Source organism: Pseudomonas sp. TE31087 (assembly GCF_057284075.1).
Window position 1 is genome coordinate 5,085,314 of sequence record NZ_JBXVNN010000001.1, and the last position, 21,989, is coordinate 5,107,302.

At 66.8% G+C, this 21,989-nt stretch carries 15 protein-coding genes and 1 pseudogene; 8 read left to right on the forward strand and 8 right to left on the reverse strand.

Features of this window, described 5'->3' with window-relative positions:
* Positions 1-197 precede the first annotated feature (197 nt).
* From recC to yfiB, 6 genes are all read left to right on the forward strand, one after another.
* On the forward strand, positions 198-3,677 hold the full coding sequence (recC, locus tag ACZ899_RS22970) for an exodeoxyribonuclease V subunit gamma (protein WP_234562699.1): 3,480 nt from the start codon (positions 198-200) through the stop codon (positions 3,675-3,677).
* Complete coding sequence (gene recB / locus ACZ899_RS22975) at positions 3,674-7,345, forward strand: exodeoxyribonuclease V subunit beta (RefSeq protein ID WP_234562700.1); 3,672 nt, start codon at positions 3,674-3,676, stop codon at positions 7,343-7,345. The genes recC and recB overlap by 4 nt, the downstream gene beginning before the upstream one ends.
* Complete coding sequence (gene recD / locus ACZ899_RS22980) at positions 7,342-9,417, forward strand: exodeoxyribonuclease V subunit alpha (RefSeq protein ID WP_232855755.1); 2,076 nt, start codon at positions 7,342-7,344, stop codon at positions 9,415-9,417. The genes recB and recD overlap by 4 nt, the downstream gene beginning before the upstream one ends.
* Before the next feature lie 69 nt (positions 9,418-9,486).
* The gene (gene yfiR / locus ACZ899_RS22985) at positions 9,487-10,062 is read left to right on the forward strand and encodes a regulatory sequestration protein YfiR (protein ID WP_203650418.1); all 576 of its coding nucleotides are present in this window, start codon (positions 9,487-9,489) and stop codon (positions 10,060-10,062) included.
* On the forward strand, positions 10,059-11,330 hold the full coding sequence (gene dgcN, locus ACZ899_RS22990) for a diguanylate cyclase DgcN/YfiN (protein ID WP_234562701.1): 1,272 nt from the start codon (positions 10,059-10,061) through the stop codon (positions 11,328-11,330). The genes yfiR and dgcN overlap by 4 nt, the downstream gene beginning before the upstream one ends.
* A 6-nt stretch (positions 11,331-11,336) precedes the next feature.
* Positions 11,337-11,834, forward strand: coding sequence for an outer membrane lipoprotein YfiB (yfiB, locus tag ACZ899_RS22995; protein ID WP_420713674.1), 498 nt, complete (start codon positions 11,337-11,339; stop codon positions 11,832-11,834).
* A gap of 110 nt (positions 11,835-11,944) precedes the next feature.
* Here yfiB and ACZ899_RS23000 read toward each other — a convergent pair whose 3' ends face one another.
* A complete protein-coding gene (locus tag ACZ899_RS23000; protein WP_234562702.1) occupies positions 11,945-12,895 on the reverse strand; it encodes a LysR family transcriptional regulator in 951 nt (316 codons plus the stop codon).
* 131 nt (positions 12,896-13,026) lie between these two features.
* Here ACZ899_RS23000 and ACZ899_RS23005 point away from each other — a divergent pair, with 131 nt between their 5' ends.
* Together ACZ899_RS23005 and mmsB are read left to right on the forward strand one after the other, a co-directional pair.
* Complete coding sequence (locus ACZ899_RS23005) at positions 13,027-14,553, forward strand: CoA-acylating methylmalonate-semialdehyde dehydrogenase (protein ID WP_234562703.1); 1,527 nt, start codon at positions 13,027-13,029, stop codon at positions 14,551-14,553.
* A gap of 10 nt (positions 14,554-14,563) precedes the next feature.
* Positions 14,564-15,454, forward strand: coding sequence for a 3-hydroxyisobutyrate dehydrogenase (gene mmsB, locus ACZ899_RS23010; protein ID WP_234562704.1), 891 nt, complete (start codon positions 14,564-14,566; stop codon positions 15,452-15,454).
* Positions 15,455-15,652: 198 nt separating this feature from the next.
* Here mmsB and ACZ899_RS23015 read toward each other — a convergent pair whose 3' ends face one another.
* The 7 genes and pseudogenes from ACZ899_RS23015 to ACZ899_RS23045 all read right to left on the reverse strand — a co-directional run bounded on the left by ACZ899_RS23015 (position 15,653) and on the right by ACZ899_RS23045 (position 21,978).
* Entirely contained in the window at positions 15,653-15,997 is a 345-nt protein-coding gene (locus ACZ899_RS23015) for a cupin domain-containing protein (RefSeq protein WP_023631693.1), read from the reverse strand.
* A gap of 96 nt (positions 15,998-16,093) precedes the next feature.
* The gene (locus ACZ899_RS23020) at positions 16,094-16,852 is read right to left on the reverse strand and encodes an aminoglycoside adenylyltransferase family protein (RefSeq protein ID WP_203650439.1); all 759 of its coding nucleotides are present in this window, start codon (positions 16,850-16,852) and stop codon (positions 16,094-16,096) included.
* 10 nt (positions 16,853-16,862) lie between these two features.
* Complete coding sequence (locus ACZ899_RS23025; protein ID WP_232855751.1) at positions 16,863-17,795, reverse strand: phosphatidate cytidylyltransferase; 933 nt, start codon at positions 17,793-17,795, stop codon at positions 16,863-16,865.
* Position 17,796: 1 nt separating this feature from the next.
* Positions 17,797-18,420 carry a lysophospholipid acyltransferase family protein gene (locus ACZ899_RS23030; RefSeq protein ID WP_203650441.1) on the reverse strand — a complete coding sequence of 208 codons (624 nt, stop codon included), beginning with the start codon at positions 18,418-18,420 and terminating at the stop codon, positions 17,797-17,799.
* Positions 18,421-18,430: 10 nt separating this feature from the next.
* Positions 18,431-18,851: pseudogene (locus ACZ899_RS23035) on the reverse strand (hypothetical protein).
* Positions 18,848-20,224 carry a phosphatase PAP2/dual specificity phosphatase family protein gene (locus ACZ899_RS23040; RefSeq protein ID WP_234562705.1) on the reverse strand — a complete coding sequence of 459 codons (1,377 nt, stop codon included), beginning with the start codon at positions 20,222-20,224 and terminating at the stop codon, positions 18,848-18,850. The pseudogene ACZ899_RS23035 and the gene ACZ899_RS23040 overlap by 4 nt, the downstream one beginning before the upstream one ends.
* Positions 20,224-21,978 carry a bifunctional alpha/beta hydrolase/class I SAM-dependent methyltransferase gene (locus tag ACZ899_RS23045; RefSeq protein WP_234562706.1) on the reverse strand — a complete coding sequence of 585 codons (1,755 nt, stop codon included), beginning with the start codon at positions 21,976-21,978 and terminating at the stop codon, positions 20,224-20,226. Before ACZ899_RS23045 ends, ACZ899_RS23040 begins: the two co-directional genes overlap by 1 nt.
* Positions 21,979-21,989: the final 11 nt, after the last annotated feature.

The window sequence follows — 21,989 nt, forward strand, 5'->3', positions numbered from 1 at the left end:
GTTTTGTCTTTTCTGTCCTGGCAAAGAAATCTGGCGTGGGAGCGGGCTTGCCCCGCGATGACGCACACCCGGATAACATCACTGCCTGATCTGGCCAAATCGCGGGGCAAGCCCGCTCCCACGATGGCTCTCGACCGCGTCGGCTGCCTCCGTGATAAGGTTTCCCCTCTGCACCAACTGCTCCCCGAGACCACCCAATGCCCCAGACCACCTCACTTCACCCAGGCTTCATGATCGTCCAGGGCAACCGCCTGGACGACCTGCGCAATCTGGTGGTGAGCGTGATGCGCCGTTACCCCCTGGCACCGTTGGAAAACGAAATCGCCCTGGTGCAGAGCAACGGTATCGCCCAATGGTTGAAACTGGCCCTGGCCGAGGACCCGCAGGACGACGACCAGGGCGGTTGCGGGATCGCCGCCGCCATCGATGTGCAGCTTCCGGGCAGCTTCATGTGGCAGCTGTATCGCCGCGTGCTGGGGCGCGATGAAATCCCCGAGGTCTCACTGCTGGACAAGGCGCCCCTGACCTGGCGCCTGATGCGCCTGCTCCCGGAAGTGATCGAGCGACCGCACTTCGAGCCCCTGCGCCGCTTCCTCACCGATGACAGCGACCTGCGCAAGCGCTACCAGCTGGCCGAGCGCCTTGCCGACCTGTTCGACCAGTACCAGGTCTACCGTGCCGACTGGCTGAAGGACTGGGCAAGTGGAGCCCATGTGCTCAACACCGCACGCGGCGAGCGCAAGCCACTGGCCGCCGGCAATCGTTGGCAGGCCGAGCTGTGGCGGATCCTGCTCGAGGATGTGGGCGAGGCGGGCATGGCCCAGAGCCGTGCCGGCGTGCACCAACGTTTCATCGAGCGGATCAACGCCCTGGAGCAGGCGCCCGCCGGGCTACCGGCACGGCTGATCGTGTTTGGTATCTCGTCGTTGCCCGCCCAGATCCTCGAGGCCCTGGCAGGCCTGGCCCGCTTCAGCCAGGTGCTGCTGTGCGTGCACAACCCCTGCCGCCATCACTGGGGCGATATCGTCGCCGACAAGGACCTGTTGCGACACCAGTACAAGCGTCAGCAACGCAAGCAGGGCATGCCCCTGCAGCTGGACGACGAGCTGCTGCACCAGCATGCGCATCCGCTGTTGGCGGCCTGGGGCAAGCAGGGGCGCGACTATATCAACCTGCTCGACAGCTACGACGATCCCGGCAGTTACCAGGGCGTGTTCAGCGACGGACGCATCGACCTGTTCAGCGAAGGTGAGCCCAAGACCCTGCTCAACCAGCTGCAGGATGACATCCTCGAGCTGCGCCCGCTGGCCGAGACCCGCGAGCAATGGCCGGCGGTTGACCCGGCCAAGGACCGTTCCGTACGTTTCCATCTGGCCCACAGTCCACAACGCGAAGTGGAGATCCTGCACGATCAGTTGCTGGCCCGCTTCAGTGCCGACCCCACGCTGCGGCCCCGCGACGTCATCGTCATGTTGCCGGCCATCGACACCTACGCACCGCATATCCGCGCGGTGTTCGGCCAGCTCGACCGCAACGATCCGCGTTATATCCCGTTCACCCTGACCGACCAGGGCCAGCGTGGTCGCGACCCGCTGCTGATCGCCCTGGAACATCTGCTCAAGCTGCCCGACAGCCGTTTCGCCGTCAGCGAAGTGCTCGACCTGCTGGACGTGCCGGCAGTGCGTGCCCGCTTCGCCATCCAGGAAAGTGACCTGCCAACCCTGCACCGTTGGATCGAAGGCGCTGGTATCCGCTGGGGACTGAGCGCCGAGCAACGTGCCAGCCTTGGCCTGCCGGAGGGGCTTGAGCAGAACAGTTGGCGCTTCGGCCTGCGGCGCATGCTGCTGGGTTACGCCGTCGGCGTGGGCGAAAGCTGTGACGGTATCGAGCCGTACGATGAGATTGGGGGGCTCGACGCCGCGCTGATCGGCCCGTTGGTGGCGTTGCTCGATGCTCTGGACATTGCCTGCCAGGCCCTCTCGCAACCCGCCTCGGCGACGGAGTGGGGGGCACGGCTGCATGCGCTGCTGCAGATCTTCTTCCTGGCCGAGAACGAGCACGACGAGTTGCTCCTGGTCCAGCTGCAAGACCTGCGCGACACCTGGCTGGAAACCTGCGACGCGGTTGGCCTGCACGACTTGCTGCCACTGACCGTGGTGCGCGAAGCCTGGCTGTCCGGGCTGGACCAGGGCAAGTTGTCCCAGCGCTTCCTGGCCGGCTCGGTGAACTTCTGCACCCTGATGCCCATGCGCGCCATCCCGTTCAGGGTGGTCTGCCTGCTGGGCATGAACGATGGCGACTACCCGCGTGCCCAGCCGCCCCTCGACTTCGACCTGATGGCCAGCGACTACCGGCCAGGGGATCGTTCCCGTCGGGAGGATGACCGTTACCTGTTGCTCGAGGCCTTGCTCTCGGCACGCGACCAGCTCTATGTGAGCTGGGTCGGGCGCAGCATCCGCGACAACAGCGAGCGCCCGTCCTCGGTGCTGATCGGGCAGTTGCGCGATCACTTGGCCGCCGGCTGGCAGCTCGCCGGCGCCAGGACCGGCCAACGCGACGACCCTGGGCAGCAGTTGCTGCATGCCCTGACCCAAGAGCATCCATTACAGCCGTTCAGCCAGCGCTACTTCCAGAAGGGCAGCCCGTTTTTCAGCTTCGCCCATGAATGGTTGGCCTTGCACCAGGCCGGGGATGAAGCGCAAGCGCCTACCGCCCTGTCGCCCTACGCCAGCGATGAGCCGCTCAACCTGGTGCAGCTCCAGGACTTCCTGCGCCATCCGGTGCGGCATTTCTTCAGTCAGCGCCTGAAAGTGTTCTTCGAGGCGCTGGAGGCACCGACCCCGGACGAAGAGCCCTTCGTGCTGGACGCCCTGCAACGCTATGGCCTGAGCGAAAGCCTGCTCGGCGCCGCGCTGGCCGATCCGGACAACGCCGAGCGGGCGCTGCAGGCCCAGGCCCGACGCCTCCAGGCCTGTGGGATGCTGCCGCTGGCAGGCTTCGGCGAAGCCTTGCAGGCCGAGTTGATCCAGCCGCTGCCGGACTTGCTGCAACGCCATCGGCAACTGCTGCAACGCTGGCCGACCCTGGTCGAGGGGGCCCTGCCGGTCCATTTCGAACACGGGCCGTTGCGCCTGGAGGGCTGGCTCGGCCGGGTGTACCAGTCCGAGGACCAGAGCCTGCTGAGCATCGCCACCGTGCCCAATACCCTCAGTGCCGGGCGCAACAGCCTGAAGTGGCACCGGCTGGTGCCGGCCTGGGTCATGCACCTTGCCGCCTGCGCCTCGGGCTATCCGCTGCACAGCGCGCTGGTGGCCAGCGACCTGACCTTGTTGCTGGCACCGCTACCCCAGGGCGAGGCGGCAGAGCGCCTGGGCGAACTGCTGGTGGCACGCCAGGCGGCAATGAACGCCCCTTTGCCCGTGGCGGCCAAGACGGCCTTCGCCTGGCTGGCCCAGGAGGATCCGGACAAGGCCGTGGCCGCCGCGATCCGCGCCTATGAGGGTGACGGCCAGAACAGCTTCGGCGAGCGCAGCGAAAGCCTGGCCCTGGCCCGCCAGTACCGTGACTTCGCCGCGCTGGCCCTCGACGAGACCTTCGAAGGCTGGTGCGAAGCCCTTTATCGCCCCTTGTTCGCAGCGCCCTGGCAGACCCTGGGTAACCCGGAGAACGCCCAATGACCCAAGCCCGTCCCCTGGCGCTGAGTTTCCCCCTGCACGGCAGCCAGCTGATCGAAGCCAGCGCCGGTACCGGCAAGACGTTCACCATTTCGGCCCTGTACCTGCGGCTGATCCTCGGCCATGGCGGTGAGCAGGGTTTCAGTCGCGAGCTGCTGCCACCGCAGATCCTCGTGGTGACCTTTACCGACGCGGCCACCAAGGAGCTGCGCGAGCGTATTCGCACGCGCCTGGCCGAAGCAGCGCGCTTCTTCCGCGGTGAGCTGGACGATGCCGACCCGCTGCTGCACCTGCTGCGCGACGATTATCCACAGGAACATTGGCCACGCTGCGCCAGCCGCCTGGAGATCGCCGTGCAGTGGATGGACGAGGCCGCCGTCTCGACCATCCATGGCTGGTGCCAGCGCATGCTGCGCGAGCACGCCTTCGACAGCGGCAGCCTGTTCACCCAGAGCCTGGAGACCGATCACAGCGAACTGCTGGGCCAGGTCATGCGCGACTACTGGCGGCGCTTCTGCTACGGCATGCGCGGCGAGTCGCTGGCCTGGGTGCGCGGCAACTGGGGCAGCCCCGATGCCTTGTTGCCGAGGATCAGGCCGCTGTTTGGCCGTGTCCGTGGCCAGGAGGACGAGCAAGACCCGCAGTCGTTGATCGAGGCGACCCTGCGCCAGCGCACCGAGCAATTGGCGCAACTCAAGGCGCCCTGGGGCGCCTGGGCCGACGAGCTGCAGCAGATCTGCCGCGATGCCGTGGCCGCCAAGCAGGCCGACGGGCGCAAGCTACAGGCACGCTTTTTCGAGCCCTGGTTCGACAAGCTGCGGGCCTGGGCCGGTGATGAGCAGGCCATGGAACTGGACCTGGGCACCGGCTTCACCCGCCTGACACCCGCTGGCCTGGCCGAGGCCTGGAAGTCCGGCGAGCCGCCGCAGCACCCGGCACTGCGGGCCATGGAATCCTTGCGCGAGCAGTTGCAGGGGCTGGCCAGCCCCGATGCACGGTTGCTGGAGCATGCCGCCGCCTGGGTTTCGGCGCGCTTCGAGGTGGAGAAACGCCGCCGCGCCGAGATGGGCTTCGACGACATGCTGCTGCGCCTGGAGCATGCCCTGGGCAGCGACTCGGGTGAGCGCCTGGCCGCGTTGATCCGCGAGCAGTTCCCGGTCGCGTTGATCGACGAATTCCAGGACACCGACCCCGTTCAGTACGGCATCTTCGAGCGCATCTACCGCATCACCGAGAACAACCCGGACACCGGCCTGTTCATGATCGGCGACCCCAAACAGGCGATCTACGCCTTCCGTGGCGCCGACATCTTCACCTACCTGGCCGCGCGCCGCGCCACCGCCGGGCGCCTGCACAGCCTGGACACCAACTACCGCTCCAGCCAGGCCATGGTCGCGGCAGTGAACCGCGTGTTCCTGCAGGCCGAGGAACGTATCGAGGGCCGTGGCGCCTTCCTGTTCCGGAGCCAGGGCGACAATCCATTGCCATTCGTCGAAGTGCGCGCCAAGGGTCGTGGCGAGCAACTGTTGATCGCCGGACAGCCCAGCGCGGCCCTGCATTGCTGGCAGCTGGAGAGCGACGAGCCGGTATCCAGCACAGCGTATCGCCAGCAGCTGGCCGCCAGTTGCGCCAGCCATATCGTCGAGCTGCTCGAGGGTGGGCAGCAGGGCGTCAGCGGTTTCGCCGATGCCGCCGACAAGCTGCGACCCTGCCTGCCTTCCGATATCGCCATCCTGGTGCGCGACGGTCGCGAGGCCCAGCTGGTCCGCGCCGAACTGGCCGCCCGCGATGTGCGCAGCGTGTACCTGTCGGACAAGGACTCGGTATTCGCCGCCCAGGAGGCCCATGACCTGCTGGCCTGGCTCAAGGCCTGCGCCGAGCCGGACTCGGAGCGTATGCTCAAGGCCGCCCTGGCCAGCCTGACCCTCGACCTGCCGCTTATCGAACTGGAACGCCTGAACCAGGACGAGCGGGTCTGGGAAAGCTGGGTGATGCGCTTTCGCCGTTACCGCGACACCTGGCAGCGCCAGGGCGTGCTGCCCATGCTGCGCCGCCTGCTGCACGACTTCCAGCTGCCGCGGGCGCTGATGGGCCGCAGCGACGGCGAACGGGTGCTGACCAACCTGCTGCACCTGGCTGAACTGTTGCAGCAGGCCGCGGGCGAGCTGGATGGCGAGCAGGCGCTGATCCGCCATCTCACCGAGCACTTGGCCAACGCCGGGCAGGCCGGAGAAGAGCAGATCCTGCGCCTGGAAAGCGATGAGCAACTGGTCAAGGTGGTGACCATCCACAAGTCCAAGGGCCTGGAATACCCCTTGGTGTACCTGCCGTTCATCTGTACCAGCAAGCCGGTGGATGGCCAGCGCCTGCCCCTGGGCTGGCACGACGACCAGGGTGTGGCGCACCTGACCCTGACCCCGAATGCCGAGCAGATCGAGCGCGCCGACGATGAACGCCTGGCCGAGGACCTGCGCCTGCTCTACGTCGCCTTGACCCGTGCCCAGCATGCCTGCTGGCTGGGTGTTGCCGACCTCAAGCGCGGCACCCAGCGCAGTTCGCAGCTGCACCGTTCGGCCTTGGGCTACCTGCTGGGCGGCGGCTTGCCGTTGGCGGCTTCCAGCCAATTGGGCGAATGGCTCACTACCCTGGCGGCCGGCAATCCGGCCATCACCCATGGTCCGCTGCCCGAGGTCCAGGCCCTGTGCTACCGCATGCCGGACAGCCAGCGCGAACTGCTGCCGCCGCGTAAGCCACGGCGGGCCGCTGCGGAGAATTGGTGGATCGCCTCGTACAGCGCCTTGCGGGTGGGTGACCAGACCCTGGTCGCCGACAGCTCCCAGGCCCAGCAACTGCTGGACGACGAGGTGCTGGACAGCCAGGCGCTGCGCGAGGTGCCGGCCGAGGCGGGCGATATCCACCGCTTCCCCCGTGGGCCGAATCCGGGCACCTTCCTCCACGGCCTGCTCGAATGGGCGGGGCGCGAAGGGTTCGCCGAGGTCGCCGCCCAAGGGCCGGTGATCGAACGCACCGTGGGCCAGCGCTGCAACCGACGCGACTGGACCGGCTGGATTCCCACGCTGACCCAGTGGCTGCAGCAACTGCTGGTCCAGCCCATGCCGTTGCAAGGGGCCACCTTGACCCTCGCAGGCCTTGAGCGCTACCAGGTCGAAATGGAGTTCTGGTTCGCCAGCCATCAGGTCGATGCGGTGCGCCTCGACCACCTGGTGGCGCGCCACACGCACGTTGGCATGACGCGGGCGGCCGCCCAGCCGACCGTGCTTAACGGCATGTTCAAGGGCTTCATCGACCTGGCCTTCGAGCTCGACGGGCGCTACTACGTGGCCGACTACAAGTCCAACTGGCTCGGCCCCGACGCCGAGGCCTACGGCGCCCTGGCCATGGAGCAGGCAATTCTCGAGCACCGCTACGACCTGCAGTACGTGCTCTACCTGCTGGCCCTGCATCGCCAGCTGCGCGCGCGCCTGCCCGACTACGACTACGACCGGCATGTCGGCGGTGCCGTGTTCATCTTCCTGCGTGGCGTCACCTCGGCCGGTCACGGGCTGTATCATGCGCGGCCTCCCCGGGCGCTGATCGAACAGCTCGACGCGATGTTCCGGGGTGAGCAAGAACCTGCCCAACAGGACCTGTTTGCCGGAGCCACGCCATGAGCCGCAACCTCGACGACCTGCTGCCCACGCCCTTGCAGGCCGAGCACCTGAGCGCCCTGGCGCCGCTGCGCCATAGCCAGGACTTGCTGGCGCTGCTCGATCGCTGGGTCGAGCGTGGCTGGCTGCGCGCACTGGACCGGGCCTTCGTGAGTTTCCTCGAGGAGCGGGCGCCGGGCAGCGATCCGCTGGTGCTGCTGGCCGCCGCCCTGGCCAGCCACCAGCTGGGTCATGGCCATGTCTGCCTCGACCTGCAACAGACCCTTGCCGAGCCGGACTTCGCCCTGTCGCTGCCGCCGGAAGGCGATGCCCTGGCCGGGCCGTTGCTGCTGCCCTCGCAGCTGCTGGCCAGCCTCGAGCTGGGCACCTGGTTGCAGCGGATCGCCGAGAGCCCCCTGGTTGCCACTGGCGATACCGTCGAGCAGCGTGCCCGACCACTGGTGGTCAGCGGTGAGCGCCTGTATCTGCGCCGCTATTGGACCTACGAGCGACGCATCGACAACGCCCTGCATGAGCGCCTGGCACGCCTTCAGCCTCAGCCGGCCGACCTGGCACTACGCCTGGCGCAACTGTTCGAAGGTGGCTCGGTTGCAGGCGAAGTGGACTGGCAGAAGCTGGCCTGCGCCCTGGCCACCCGTGCCGGCTTCAGTGTCATCACCGGCGGCCCCGGAACCGGCAAGACCACCACTGTGGTACGTCTGCTGGCGTTATTGCAGGGGCCTGCTGTCGAGCAAGGCCGGCCGCTGCGCATCCGCCTGGCGGCGCCGACCGGCAAGGCCGCGGCGCGCCTCACCGAGTCCATCGGTCAGCAGGTGGAACGCTTGCAGGTGGATGGCGCGGTGCGGGCGCAGATCCCCACCGAGGTCAGCACCGTGCACCGCCTGCTGGGCAGCCGCCCGGGGTCGCGGCACTTCCGCCATCATGCCGGCAACCCGTTGCCCCTGGATGTGCTGGTGGTCGACGAAGCCTCGATGATCGACCTGGAGATGATGGCCAACCTGCTCGATGCCCTGCCGGCCAATGCGCGTCTGGTGTTGCTGGGCGACAAGGACCAGCTCGCCTCGGTGGAGGCCGGGGCGGTGCTGGGCGACCTGTGCCGTGACGCCGAGGACGGCTGCTACTGGCCGCAGACCCTGGCCTGGCTGGAGCAGGTGGGCGGGCAATCGCTGGCCGACATCGGCCTGAAGACGGGCGACGGTCAGCGCAACCCGCTGGCCCAGCAGATCGTGATGCTGCGCCACTCACGGCGTTTCGGCGAAGGCAGCGGCATCGGCCAGTTGGCGCGCCTGGTCAATCGCCAGCAAGCCCTGGAGGCGCGTGCGCTGCTGGCGACCCGACCGGCGGATGTCCATTGCCTGACCCTGGGCGGCGAGCATGACAAACGCTTCGACCGCCTGCTGCTCGATGGCCTCAACCAGGGTGCCGAAGGACCACAGGGCTATCGCGGTTACCTGCGTACCATCGGTCGCCTGCGCCCGCCGCCAGGTACGCCAGGCGACGATCCGCGCTGGGAGCGCTGGGCGGCCGAGGTGCTGCAGAGCTTCGAGGCGTTCCAGTTGCTCTGCGCCGTGCGCAAGGGCGCCTGGGGTGTCGAAGGCCTCAACGAGCGGGTCGCCCGGGTGCTGCACAACGCTGGGCTGATCGACAGCCAGCAACCCTGGTACGAGGGCCGTCCGGTACTGGTGACCCGCAACGACTATGGCCTCGGCCTGATGAACGGCGATATCGGCATCGCTCTGCGCCTGCCGGACGATCAGGGTGAGGCGCTGTTGCGCGTGGCTTTCCCGCGCAACGATGGCAGCGGTGGGGTTCGTTTCGTCCTGCCCAGCCGCCTCAGCGAGGTGGAAACAGTATTCGCCATGACCGTGCACAAGTCCCAGGGCTCGGAATTCAGCCATACCACGCTGGTGCTGCCCGACGCGCTGAACCCGGTGCTGACCAAGGAGCTGGTGTACACCGGCATCACCCGCGCCAAGCATTGTTTCAGCCTGATCGAGCCGCGCGCCGGGGTGTTCGAGGAGGCCGTGGGGCGCAAGGTCCGGCGGGTCTCGGGGCTGATGCTGGAGCAAGTCTGACTCTGGAGTTTGCCGCCGATATGCTATCGTTGCGGCATTATCCGCAAACATTTTGTGAGATTTCCCCCCATGACAGTGGCTGTCTCGGCCCTGGGACGCGTGAAGGGCTGTGCGCTCTCGTTGCTGATGGCCACGCTGTTGTCGAACGGCGCGCCCGCCTGGGCGGGTAATGCCGTGTCGGATGCGCAGGTGCAGCAACGGGCCAGGGCCGTGACCCAGGTCGTGCTGGGCATCCTCAGCTACGCCCGCTGGCCCGCCGACCCCAATCCCCTGCGCCTGTGCCTGGTCGGCCCGACCGAATATGCCGACGACCTGATCAAGGGCAATCTGCAGCAGTCCGGGCAACCCCTGCAGGTGCGCCGCCTGCTCGCCGACGATCCGAGCGTGGCCAGTGCCTGCGATGCCATCTACCTCGGCAAGCTCGACAAGCTGCAACGTGAACGGCTGTTCCAGCGGGTCAACGGCCACCCGGTGCTGAGCATCAGCGAGGCCGACGATCCGTGCACGGTGGGGAGCCTGTTCTGCCTACGGGTCGGCGACCAGCAGGTGGCGTTCGACGTCAACCTCGACTCGGTGGCGCGCAGCGGCGTGCGCATCCATCCCAGCGTGCTGCAGTTGTCGCGACGGCGGGCGGGGCAGCCATGAAACGTTCAGCCAGGCGCTTCAGCCGGCCGACCCTGCGCGCGGTGCTCGGGCGTGGTCATCTGGGCGTGGCCTTGCTCGCCGCAGGCCTGGCCGGTGTGCTGGTGACCCTGCTCGGGGTGGCGGCGTTGCGCGTGTATGCCAACCACAACCTGCACCTGATCGCCCGCTCCATCAACTACACCGTCGAAGCCGCCGTGGTCTTCGACGACAGTGCCGCGGCCAACGAGGCCCTGGCGCTGATCGCCTCCACCGAGGAGGTGGCCGACGCCAAGGTCTACGACAACGATGGTGACCTGCTTGCCCATTGGCAGCGTGACGAGCAGGGCGTAATGGCGCAGTTGCAGTCCCACGTGGCGCGCAGCCTGCTGGAAGAGCCGATCAACATGCCGGTGCAGCACATGGGTCAGCGGGTCGGCCATATAGAGCTGACCGGACAGGGCGGCAGCCTGGTGCGCTTCCTGTTCAGCGGCCTGGTGGGCATCCTGGTGTGCACGGTGCTCAGCGCGGTGCTGGCGCTGTACCTGTCGCGACGCCTGTTCGGCGACATCATCCGTCCCTTGCGCAACCTGGCCAGCGTCGCCCATGCCGCGCGACGCGAGCGCAGCTTCGACCGGCGGGTACCGCAAACCCAGATCGCCGAACTCAACGAGCTGGGCAACGACTTCAATGCCCTGCTCGACGAGCTGGAGGTCTGGCAGAGCCACCTGCAGAGCGAGAACGAAAGCCTTGCCCACCAGGCCAGCCATGACAGCCTCACCGGCCTGCCCAACCGTGCCTTCTTCGAAGGGCGGTTAAGCCGCAGCCTGCGCAATGCCGCCCGTAGCGAAGACCACCTGGCGCTGTTGTTCCTCGACAGCGACCACTTCAAGCAGATCAACGACAGCCTCGGCCATGCGGTGGGGGACGAAGTGCTGATCAGCGTGGCCAACCGCGTGCGTGCGCAACTGCGCGAGCACGACCTGGTGGCGCGCCTGGGGGGGGACGAGTTCGCCGTGTTGCTGACCCCACTGCACTCGCGCGAGGATGCCCAGCGCATCGCCGAGAAGATCGTCGCCAGCATGAAGCTGCCGGTGCAGCTGGAGGATGGCAACAGCCTCGTCACCTCGCTGAGCGTCGGTATCGCCTATTACCCGGACGACGGCCGCGACCCGGCCAGTCTGCTCAATGCCGCCGATGCGGCGATGTACAAGGCCAAGCGCAATCGCCGTGGCCATTGGCAAGTGGCGCAGACGGAACGCTGCGCCCCTGATGCAAAAAACAGGAGCTGAACCGTGATAAAGCGTTTTTCCGTGCTGCGTTTCCCGTTATTCACCCTGCTGCTGGCGTTGTTCGCCCTGGCCGGCTGCCAGAGCGTGCCGCCCAAGGGACTGACCCCCGAGCAGGTTGCTGTGCTCAAGCGCGAGGGTTTTGCCCCGACCGACGAGGGCTGGGCGTTCGACCTGTCCGGCAAGGTGCTGTTCGGCAGTGACCTGGACAGCCTCAACAGCGCCAGCGAGTCGATTGTCGAGCGCATCGGCAAGGCGCTGCTGTCGGTGGATATCCAGCGCGTGCGCATCGACGGCCACACCGACGCCTCGGGCAAGACCGCCTACAACCAGCAGCTCTCCGAGCGCCGTGCCCAGAGCGTGGCCAAGGCCTTGATCGGCATCGGCATGCAGCCGCAGAACATCCAGACTCGCGGCATGGGCAGCAGCCAGCCGGTGGCGGATAACCGCACCGCGGCAGGGCGCATGGAGAATCGGCGGGTGTCGATCGTGGTGGCGTCGGACTGAGTGCTGCATGCCATCCATCGCGGGGCAAGTCGCATCGGCGCACCGCCGCTCCCACGTTGAATTGCCAATACCTGCGTGGGAGCGGGCTTGCCCCGCGATGGCCCTCAAGTTCAACCTTGAGCGAACTTCATCTCCCGCGTTTCCCCCATCAACAACGGCGCATTGGCCTCGGTCACCTCGCGGATGTAATCCCACAGCAGGGTGATCCGCTTCAACTTGCGCAGGTCCTCCCGGCAGTACATCCAGAACTGCCGCGTCACCTCGATCTGCTCTGGTAGCACTGTCACCAGTCGCGGGTCCTGCGCCGCCAGGAAGCACGGCAGGATCGCCAGCCCGCGCCCCTGCAAGGCCGCGGTGTACTGGGCGATCACGCTGGTGCTGCGCAGGTGCGCGTTGGCGCTGGGGATCAGGTTGGCCAGGTACAGCAGCTCCGAGCTGAACGCCAGGTCGTCCACGTAGCTGATGAACGGATGGCGCCCCAGGTCGGCGATCTCGCGGATCGGCTCGTGACTGTCCAGGTAGTCCTGGGTGGCATACAGGCGCAGGCGGTAGTCGCACAGCTTGCAGCACACATAAGGGCCATGCTCCGGGCGCTCCAGGGCGATGACGATATCGGCCTCGCGCTTGGACAGGCTGATGAAGTGCGGCAGCGGCAGGATATCCACCGAGATCGCCGGCCAGGCATCGACGAAATGGCTCAGCTGCGGGGTGACGAAGAAGCTGCCGAAGCCTTCGGTGCAGCCCATGCGCACATGCCCCGACAACGCGACGCCCGACCCCGAGACCTGCTCGCAGGCCATGTGCAGGGTGCTCTCGATCGACTCCGCATAACCCAGCAGGCGCTGGCCCTCGGCGGTGAGGACGAAGCCGTTGGTCCGTGACTTCTCGAACAGCAAAGTGCCCAGCGCCCCTTCCAGTGAACCGATGCGCCGCGACACCGTGGTGTAGTCCACGGCCAGGCGCTTGGCCGCACTGCTGGCCTTGCGGGTGCGCGCCACCTCAAGAAAGAACTTGAGGTCGTCCCAGTTCAGCGCGCTCAGGGAGGTGAGGTCTTTTTGCATGATGATCCGGTTTTTTTGTGCATTCTTGTTGGATGTTTGCACATCTATACTCGAACTCAGCCCCTGAGCGCCACCCCGTTCGCTGCGGCGTAGGCGTCCTCGTTCCGACAATAATTCCAAGGAGAGCGCAGATGAACGCACCCCAGACGCCCGACCAGACCAAGGTCGAGCAGGTCAAGCTGCTGATCGACGGCCAATGGGTCGAGTCCAAGACCACCGAATGGCGTGACATCGTCAATCCAGCGACCCAGCAAGTGCTGGCGCGGGTGCCGTTCGCCACCGTCGAGGAAGTCAACGCCGCCGTGGCTGCGGCCGAGCGCGCCTTCAAGACCTGGCGCGACACCCCGATCGGCGCGCGCATGCGCATCATGCTCAAGCTGCAGGCGCTGATCCGTGAACACAGCAAGCGCATCGCCGTGACCCTCAGCGCCGAACAGGGCAAGACTATCGCCGACGCCGAGGGCGATATCTTCCGTGGCCTGGAAGTGGTCGAGCACGCCGCTTCCATCGGCACCCTGCAGATGGGCGAGTTCGCCGAGAACGTCGCCGGCGGTGTCGACACCTACACCCTGCGCCAGCCGATCGGCGTGTGTGCCGGCATCACCCCGTTCAACTTCCCGGCGATGATCCCGCTGTGGATGTTCCCGATGGCCATCGTCTGCGGCAACACCTTCGTGCTCAAACCGTCCGAGCAGGACCCGCTGTCGACCATGATGCTGGTCGAGCTGGCGCTGCAAGCCGGCATCCCGGCCGGCGTGCTCAACGTGGTGCACGGTGGCAAGCAGGTGGTCGACACGATCTGCACCCACCAGGACATCAAGGCGATCTCGTTCGTCGGCTCGACCGAGGTCGGCACCCACGTCTACAACCTGGGCAGCCAGCATGGCAAGCGCGTGCAATCGATGATGGGCGCCAAGAACCACGCCGTGGTGCTGCCTGACGCCAACCGCACCCAGACCATCAATGCCCTGGTCGGCGCCGCTTTCGGCGCGGCCGGCCAGCGCTGCATGGCCACCTCGGTGGCGGTGCTGGTGGGCAAGGCCCGCGAATGGCTGCCGGATATCAAGGACGCGGCGAGCAAGCTCAAGGTCAACGCCGGCAACGAGCCGGGCACCGATGTCGGCCCGGTGGTCTCCAAACGCGCCAAGGAGCGTGTGCTGGGCCTGATCGAAAGCGGTATCAAGGAAGGCGCCAAGCTCGAACTGGACGGCCGCGATGTGAAGGTGCCGGGCTACGAGCAGGGCAACTTCATCGGCCCGACCCTGTTCTCCGGGGTGAAGACCGACATGCAGGTCTACACCCAGGAAATCTTCGGCCCGGTACTGGTGACCCTGGAGGTCGATACCCTCGACGAGGCCATCGCCCTGGTCAACGCCAACCCGTTCGGCAACGGCACCGGCCTGTTCACCCAGAGCGGCGCGGCGGCGCGCAAGTTCCAGAGCGAGATCGATATCGGCCAGGTCGGCATCAACATCCCGATCCCGGTGCCGGTGCCGTTCTTCAGCTTCACCGGCTCGCGTGGCTCCAAGCTCGGCGACCTCGGCCCGTACGGCAAGCAGGTGGTGCAGTTCTACACTCAGACCAAGACCGTCACCGCTCGCTGGTTCGACGATGACAGCGCGGGTGACGGTGTGAACACCACCATCAGCCTGCGCTAAGGAGAACGCCATGCGTATCGCTTTCATCGGCCTGGGCAACATGGGCGCGCCCATGGCCCGCAACCTGATCAAGGCCGGGCACCAGCTCAACCTGTTCGACCTGAACAAGGCCGTGCTGGCAGAACTTGCCGAGCTGGGCGGCCAGGTCAGCACCTCGCCCAAGGACGCTGCCGCCAACAGCGAGCTGGTGATCACCATGCTGCCGGCCGCCGCCCATGTGCGCGGCGTGTACCTGGATGAAGAAACCGGCGTGCTGGCCGGCATCCGCCCCGGCACCCCGACCGTGGACTGCAGCACCATCGACCCGCAGACCGCCCGTGAGGTCTCCAAGGCCGCGGCGGCCAAGGGCATCGACATGGGCGATGCGCCGGTTTCCGGCGGGACCGGCGGCGCGGCAGCCGGCACCCTGACCTTCATGGTCGGCGCCAGCGCCGAGCTGTTCGCCACGCTCAAGCCGGTGTTGGAGCAGATGGGGCGTAATATCGTGCACTGTGGTGAGGTCGGGACCGGGCAGATCGCCAAAATCTGCAACAACCTGCTGCTGGGCATCTCGATGATCGGCGTGTCCGAGGCCATGGCCCTGGGCAATGCGCTGGGCATCGACACCAAGGTGCTGGCCGGGATCATCAACAGTTCCACCGGGCGTTGCTGGAGTTCGGACACCTACAACCCGTGGCCGGGCATCATCGAGACCGCCCCGGCTTCGCGTGGCTACACCGGCGGCTTCGGCGCCGAGCTGATGCTCAAGGACCTGGGGTTGGCCACCGAGGCTGCGCGCCAGGCGCACCAGCCGGTGATCCTGGGGGCCGTGGCCCAGCAGCTGTACCAGGCCATGAGCCTGCGCGGCGAGGGTGGCAAGGATTTCTCGGCGATCGTCGAGGGGTACCGCAAGAAGGATTGACGAGCGAGTGGACTTGATCGCGGGCCGGGTGGCCCTTCCCCTTGTAACTGCGCACCTTGGGGAAGGGTCATCAGGTTCGCGATTTTTTTATGACCAGCTGTGGGGGGCGTGGGAGCGGGCTTGCCCCGCGATGGCATCTGCTCGAGCAGTGATGTCTTGTGGCAGTACGCATCGCGGGGCAAGCCCGCTCCCACCGAGTCAGGCGAAGACGAAGTATTTACGCACCGTCTCGACCACTTCCCAGGTCCCCTTCATCCCCGGTTCGATCACAAACACATCGCCCGCCTTCAGATGCTTCGGCTCTTCACCCTCAGGCGTGACGATGCAGTAGCCATCGAGGAAATGGCAGTACTCCCACTTCTCATAGTTGACCTCGAACTTGCCTGGCGTGCAGATCCAGGTGCCCATGATCTTGCTGCCGTCAGCGGACAGGTAGGCGTTGAGGTTGACGGTGTGCGGGTCGCCGCCGATGCGCTTCCACTTGGTCGCGTCGACCACCGGGGTCGGGCAGGTTTCGCGCAGGACGGTGATGAAATCGGACATGGCGTGGCTCCAGGCAACAGGTGAGATGACGCATCACCATAGGGCCATTGCCAGGCGGGCAGTTGCCTGGGCTCGACGCCCAGCTGTCTGCCTGCGCTATGCCGGGATATGGGCCTTGCAGTAGTGAATAAATGCAGCCACCGGCTCAGGCCAGGCCGTCAATTGCTCCGTGGTCTCGCCCCGGTAGGCGTCCCGGGCATTGGCCAGCACGGGCCGGTGGACCTTGGGCAGCTGCGGTAACAGCCAGTCGGCAGCGACATCCTTGGCCGCGATTTCACCGGTCGTCAGGCTGTACCAGATACGCGCAAGGGCCAGGACCACGGTGCGCTCGTCGCCGCTCCAGTCCTCGGGGCTGTTCCATTGCGCGAGGGTGTCGTGGAAGGCCCGGGCCAGGTCGGCAGCCGGAACGGGGTCGAACCATTGCGCGGCGGCCGGGCCAAGCAGGTTGATGCTGTGCTGGCGGGCCTTGGTCAGCAGGATGGCCAGGTCGGGGTCGAGTTGTGCAGGTTCCAACTCACCTGCCAGCAACGCCTCGCGCAGCCATTCGCCGAATTGCAGTTCACGCCGGGCCGGATAGTGCCAGGGGTGAGTGTGGTCACGAGCCAGCACTGTCACCTCGAGCGCCCGCAGATCAGGGCGACTACCGGGACGGGCCGAGACCGTGAGCAGATCGAGCATCAGTGCTTGACGCGTCGCAGGGGGCAGGGGACTTGCCACGGTTACCAGCAGGTCCAGGTCGCTCTCCGGTTTCAAGCCACCGGAGACCGCAGACCCGTAAAGATGGATGGCCAGCAGTTGATCGCCCAGGTGCCGTGTGAGGATCTGCCGGGCGGCGGACAATTGCGCGTCGATCATGCTGTATGCCTCACGCCCACCAGTAACGCACGAAGTGGAAGAATACCGGCGCGGCGAAACACACCGAGTCCATGCGGTCGAGCATGCCGCCGTGGCCTTCGATCATGTGGCCCCAGTCCTTCACGCCGCGGTCGCGCTTGATTGCCGACATCACCAGCCCGCCGAAGAAACCCATGGCGTTGACGGTCAAGGCCATCAGCGCCGCCTGCCAGAAGGTGAACGGGGTGATCCAGCACAACAGGGCGCCGACCAGGGTGGCCAGCGCCACGCCGCCGAGCAGCCCTTCGAGGGTTTTCGACGGCGACAGGTTCGGCGCCACCTTGCGTTTGCCGAACAGCTTGCCGCACACGTACTGCAGCACGTCGCTGATCTGCACCACCAGGATCAGCCAGGCGATCAGCAGCAGGTTGCGGCCTTCGTAGCCGGGGATGTCCAGGGTCATCAGCGCCGGCACCGACGACACGCAGTACACCGCGATCATCAGCCCCCACTGCACCTTGGAGGCGCGTTCGAGGAAGCGCGTGGTGTCGCCGCCGAAGCTGGCCAGGATCGGCAGCAACAGGAACAGGTAGACCGGGATGAAGATGCTGAACAGCCCGTACCAGTCCATGGCGATCAGCAGGTACTGCACCGGCAGCGCCACATAGAACGCCGCCACCAGCGCCGGGTAGTCGCTGCGTCGGGTCGGGGTGAGGGTCATGAACTCGCGCAGGGCATAGAACGACACGCCGTAGAACAGCACGATCACGCCGTACTTGCCGAACAGGAAGGCGATGCCGATCACCAGCACCATCACCCACCAGGCGTTGATGCGCGCGTTGAGGTTGTCGATCACCGCATGCGGGGCGGGGCCGGCGCGCCATTTGAGCAGGCGGCCGATCAGGCTGGCGAGCAGCAGCAGGGCGCCGATGCCGGCGAACAGCGACAGGGTGTTGTGATCCATCTCAGGCTTCCTTCGGGGCCAGGTTCAGCAGGGCCTGGCGGGCCCGCTCGAGAAAGGCGTGCTTGCCCTCGTCCGGCTGCAGGTGCAGCGGCTCGCCGAAGCTCAGGGTGCACAGCAGCGGCAGCGGCAGGGCGCGGCCCTTGGGCATGACCCGGTTGAGGTTGGCGATCCACACCGGCACCAGCTCGACCTGCGGGTTGGCCGAGGCCAGGTGGAACAGGCCGCTCTTGAATGGCAGCAACGGGTCGTCGGTCAGGTTGCGCGTGCCCTCCGGGAAGAAGATCAGCGAATCGCCCTGGGCGAAGGCCTCGAGCACCGGTTGCAGCGGGTTGCCCTCGCTTGCGCCGTGCTGGCGGTCGATCAGCACGCCGTTGAACACCCGGCGGATCAGGAAGTCGCGGATGCCCGGTTTGCACCAGTAGTCGGCGCCTGCCACGGGGCGAGTGCGGCGACGCAGCGGCTCGGGCAGCGCCGCCCACAGCAGCACGAAGTCGCCATGGCTGCTGTGGTTGGCGAAGTACAGGCGCTGCACCGGTTGCGGTGTGCAGCCCAGCCACAAGGCGCGGGCGCCGGTGATCAGGCGGGCGGCGGAGGTGATGACGAAGGCGGTCAGGCTGGCGAGCATGGCATTGGTCTTATCCGGTGAAGGGGAGGGTCAGCAGCAGCGCGACCTGCAGCGCCAGGCACAGGGCCTGGCGACGCAGCAGGGCCAGGGCGGCCCGACTGCGGGTCGGCCAGTCGCGCGGGTCGCTGGGCGCAGGTTTGAGGCGCAGGTCGAACAGGGCGTGGTCCAGGGCCTGGGTATCGGCAGGCAGGTCGCCGCTGGCGCCGAGGCGGGCGAACAGGTCGGCATCCAGGGCGACGCGTATAGCCCAATACTTGTGGACCCAGGCCGAGCAGCAGCAACAGGCCGCAGAGCAGATGGGGCAGTGGCGCCAATGGCAAGCCGAGCAGCGGTGCCAGGGTGCAGGCCAGGGCCAGCAGGGTCAGGCCGTCCGACAGGCGCTCCAGCTGACGGCCTCGGGCGAGCAGGCTGGCGACGAGAAACAGCCTCATGGCTGGGCCTCCAGATGATGCAATGCCAGGCGGTGGGCCGGGTGCAGGACCACGCCGGGGCGCGCCTGGCGAATCAGCGCCTCGGCTTGTTCGGCACTGGCACAGCGGCCACTGAGCAGCAGCCAGGCGGCGACGGCGCTGGCGCTGCGCGAGTAACCCAAGGCGCAGCAGACCAGCACCAGGCCTTGTTGCTGGAGGTGTTCGATGGCCTTGGCGGCCTGTTGCAGGATTTCCCGGTCTGGGGCAATCAGGTCCAGGGTCGGCAGACTCTGGTAGTCCTGTGGTGTTTTCAGCGTCGTCATCGCGGGGCAAGCTGCGTTGTGGGAGCGGGCTTGCCCCGCGATGTACTGGTGAGGGACTGCAAGGCAGGGCAGCTCCGCGCTCAGGTCGACAATCGCCGCGAACGCAGACGCTTCAGTGCGCCCCGGCAATCTGCCGAGATATACGCCATCGACCACCTCATCTGCCTGCGGATGCCGCCAGGTCCATAGCCGAGAATTGGCCCATGCGCCCAGCAGGTATGGCGCCAGCAGCCAGGTGGCGGCCACAGACAGCCGCCCGTCGGCGCCTTTCTGGAAACCTGCGGCGCCGAACAGGGCATAGTTCAGCGCCACCAGCAGTAACGACAGCGCCGGCCACAGCAACCACAACCCGCCACCGCCGATCTTCATTGCCAGTAGCCCCAGCACGGCCGCGCCCAGGCCATAGCGCAGCGCCAGGCGCCAACGTTTCGGATCCTGCGCCAGACGTGCCTGTCGCCAGGGCAACGGACCGCTGTGCGGCCACAGCCAAAGGCAGAAAAGTCCCGCCAGCGCCCCGGTCGGCACATCGATGAAATGATGCTGCCAGGTGGTCAGCACCGACAGCCCGATCAGCCCCATCCAGCCGTGCACCACCCAGCGCCAGGCAGGATGCCGCGTATGTCGGGCGACCATCGTCCAGATGATCACCAGCAACGCGATGTGCAACGACGGCGCCTGGTTGTAGGGCTTGTCGAAGCCCATCAGCACATCGAACAGCCAGCCGAACAGCCCCGACAGCTCGGGGCGCTCGAAGGTGAAGCGCAGCGGCCAGAGCAGGAAGCTGGCCACGCAGATCAATTGTGCCGTCAGCAGCGCCAGGGCATGACGGTCCATCTCCGAACGCGAGCGCGGCAGCAGGAACGACAACCCGTACAGCAGGTCGATCGACCAGTACGGGATGATCGTCCAGGGCCACAGCGGCACCTGCCGCTCCCAGGCGAAAACCAGGCTGCCGATATCATCGCGGCCGGCGGTATAGGTGTTGGCCAGGCCGTAGCTGAGAAAGAAGAACGGCCCGAGCAGCAACAGCCACAGGACACCACGACGGACCAGCCCGGTTTCACGGACCATCAGCGCACCCGCTGCGCCAGGCTGACGCTGAAGATGCCCCACTCGTCGATGCGCTGGGTGATCTTGCGAAACCCTGCCGCTTCCACCAACTGGTCCATCTCCGCCTGGCTGCGCCGACGCATCACCCAGGCCTGGCCGCCACGGTGGCTGGTCAGGGCGCGGGCGATCATTTCCAGCTGCGGGTGCCAGGGCTGCCCGGTGTAGACCAGATAGCCGCCGTCCTCTACCGCGTCGGCGAGTCCCGCCAGCGAGTTGCCGACCAGCTCGTTGCTGGGGAACAGTTCGTAGAGGCCCGAGACCACCGCCAGTGTCGGATGCGGGGTGAGAGCGGCCAGGCTCTGGCGGTCGAAGGCATCGCCCTGGACGAAACGAGCGATCTCGGCCAGGCCCTTTTCGCTGATCAAGGCATTGCCCTGTTGCACGTTCAGTTCGCTGTAGTCGCGCAGCAGGATCGAGTCGGGCAGCTGTTGCAGGCCCTGCAGCGCCTCGAGGATGTAGCGTCCATGGCCGGCGGCGATATCGACGATATGCACCGGGCGCTGCTGTTCACGCAGGCGGGCGATGGCCAGGCGCAGCAGTTCCTCGACATTCAGCTTGCGCTGGCGGATGCCACGCCAGCCGATGGCATCCAGGTAGTTGCGGTCGATCAGCTCGCCCAGCTTGCCCTTGCCGGTCGGGGTGTTGCGGTAGATGTAGTCGAGGGTGGAGCCTGAGTCGAAACCGGTGTCGAAGCCCAGCTTCACCCCTTCGGAAAGGCCTTTGCCCAAGCGCAGGCTGGCGCGGGTGGCACGCCAGTAGAGGTCGCGTGGCGAATGGCGCGGCAATGGCGCGGCCAGGCTCTCGGCCTCGGCGCAACTGGCGCCGCTCTTGTCGGCATCGAGCAGCGAGGGCTGCGCTTGCGGAGCGTCGAAGCAGTGCGCGACGAAGCGCTCGATCCGCGCCAGGGCATGGGCGCGGTCGCGTTCGCCGAGGGTGTCGTGGAAGAAGCCGGGGAGGATGTGCTTCTCTTTGCGTGCGCTGCCCAGGCGATCGAAGAACTGCTCCTGCGGCTTGCGCTCGACCACCAGGTCGGCGCCGGAAATCAACAGCTGCGTCGGCACCTGGATCGCCTGGGCATCGGCGACCACGCGGTCGGCGGCGTCGTACAGGCCCAGCAGCATGGTGACGGAGATGGGCCGGCTGATCAGTGGGTCGGCGACATAGGACATGACCCGTTCCGGGTCGTGGGTCAGCAGGCGCGGCTTGACGTAGCTGTTGACGAAGAAGTTGCCGCGCAGGGCCTTCATAAGTTTCAGCCCGGGGCGGGCGAAAGGTACATAGAGCTTGACCTTGAAGGCCGGCGAGGCGAGCACCAGGCAGCGTACCCGAGGCGCATAATCGTGGGCCCAGGTGGCGATCAGTACCGCGCCGACGCTCTGTGCCAGCACCACCATGTCGGCCTCGGCAATGCCGTGCTGCGCCTGGATGTGCTCGATGAAGGTCTGCACGTCGCGCACGCTGGTGGCGAAGCCCGGACTGTCGCCGCGAGCCCCCGGTGACTGCCCATGACCACGGGCGTCCCAGGCGAAGAAGTCGTAGCCGGGCATGTCCAGTTCATCGGCCAGGTGGGCCATGCGCCCGCCGTGCTCGTGGCCGCGGTGGAACATCACCACGGCCCGGCGCGGTTGGTGTTCGTTACGCGTGGCGGGCCAGTGGCGATAGTGCAGCTCGACGCCGTCATGGGTGCAGAAGTGCAGCGATTGCGCTTGGCGCATGGCGAATATCC

What these genes read in the sequence shown, in the direction of transcription:
- ACZ899_RS23025 (WP_232855751.1), bottom strand. Translation starts at nt 17,795, where the DNA reads ATGGATCACAACACCCTGTCGCTGTTCGCCGGCATCGGCGCCCTGCTG.
- dgcN (WP_234562701.1), top strand. Translation starts at nt 10,059, where the DNA reads ATGAAACGTTCAGCCAGGCGCTTCAGCCGGCCGACCCTGCGCGCGGTG.
- ACZ899_RS23040 (WP_234562705.1), bottom strand. Translation starts at nt 20,224, where the DNA reads ATGGTCCGTGAAACCGGGCTGGTCCGTCGTGGTGTCCTGTGGCTGTTG.
- recB (WP_234562700.1), top strand. Translation starts at nt 3,674, where the DNA reads ATGACCCAAGCCCGTCCCCTGGCGCTGAGTTTCCCCCTGCACGGCAGC.
- ACZ899_RS23030 (WP_203650441.1), bottom strand. Translation starts at nt 18,420, where the DNA reads ATGCTCGCCAGCCTGACCGCCTTCGTCATCACCTCCGCCGCCCGCCTG.
- recD (WP_232855755.1), top strand. Translation starts at nt 7,342, where the DNA reads ATGAGCCGCAACCTCGACGACCTGCTGCCCACGCCCTTGCAGGCCGAG.
- ACZ899_RS23020 (WP_203650439.1), bottom strand. Translation starts at nt 16,852, where the DNA reads ATGATCGACGCGCAATTGTCCGCCGCCCGGCAGATCCTCACACGGCAC.
- mmsB (WP_234562704.1), top strand. Translation starts at nt 14,564, where the DNA reads ATGCGTATCGCTTTCATCGGCCTGGGCAACATGGGCGCGCCCATGGCC.
- ACZ899_RS23000 (WP_234562702.1), bottom strand. Translation starts at nt 12,895, where the DNA reads ATGCAAAAAGACCTCACCTCCCTGAGCGCGCTGAACTGGGACGACCTC.
- ACZ899_RS23005 (WP_234562703.1), top strand. Translation starts at nt 13,027, where the DNA reads ATGAACGCACCCCAGACGCCCGACCAGACCAAGGTCGAGCAGGTCAAG.
- ACZ899_RS23045 (WP_234562706.1), bottom strand. Translation starts at nt 21,978, where the DNA reads ATGCGCCAAGCGCAATCGCTGCACTTCTGCACCCATGACGGCGTCGAG.
- yfiR (WP_203650418.1), top strand. Translation starts at nt 9,487, where the DNA reads ATGACAGTGGCTGTCTCGGCCCTGGGACGCGTGAAGGGCTGTGCGCTC.
- ACZ899_RS23015 (WP_023631693.1), bottom strand. Translation starts at nt 15,997, where the DNA reads ATGTCCGATTTCATCACCGTCCTGCGCGAAACCTGCCCGACCCCGGTG.
- recC (WP_234562699.1), top strand. Translation starts at nt 198, where the DNA reads ATGCCCCAGACCACCTCACTTCACCCAGGCTTCATGATCGTCCAGGGC.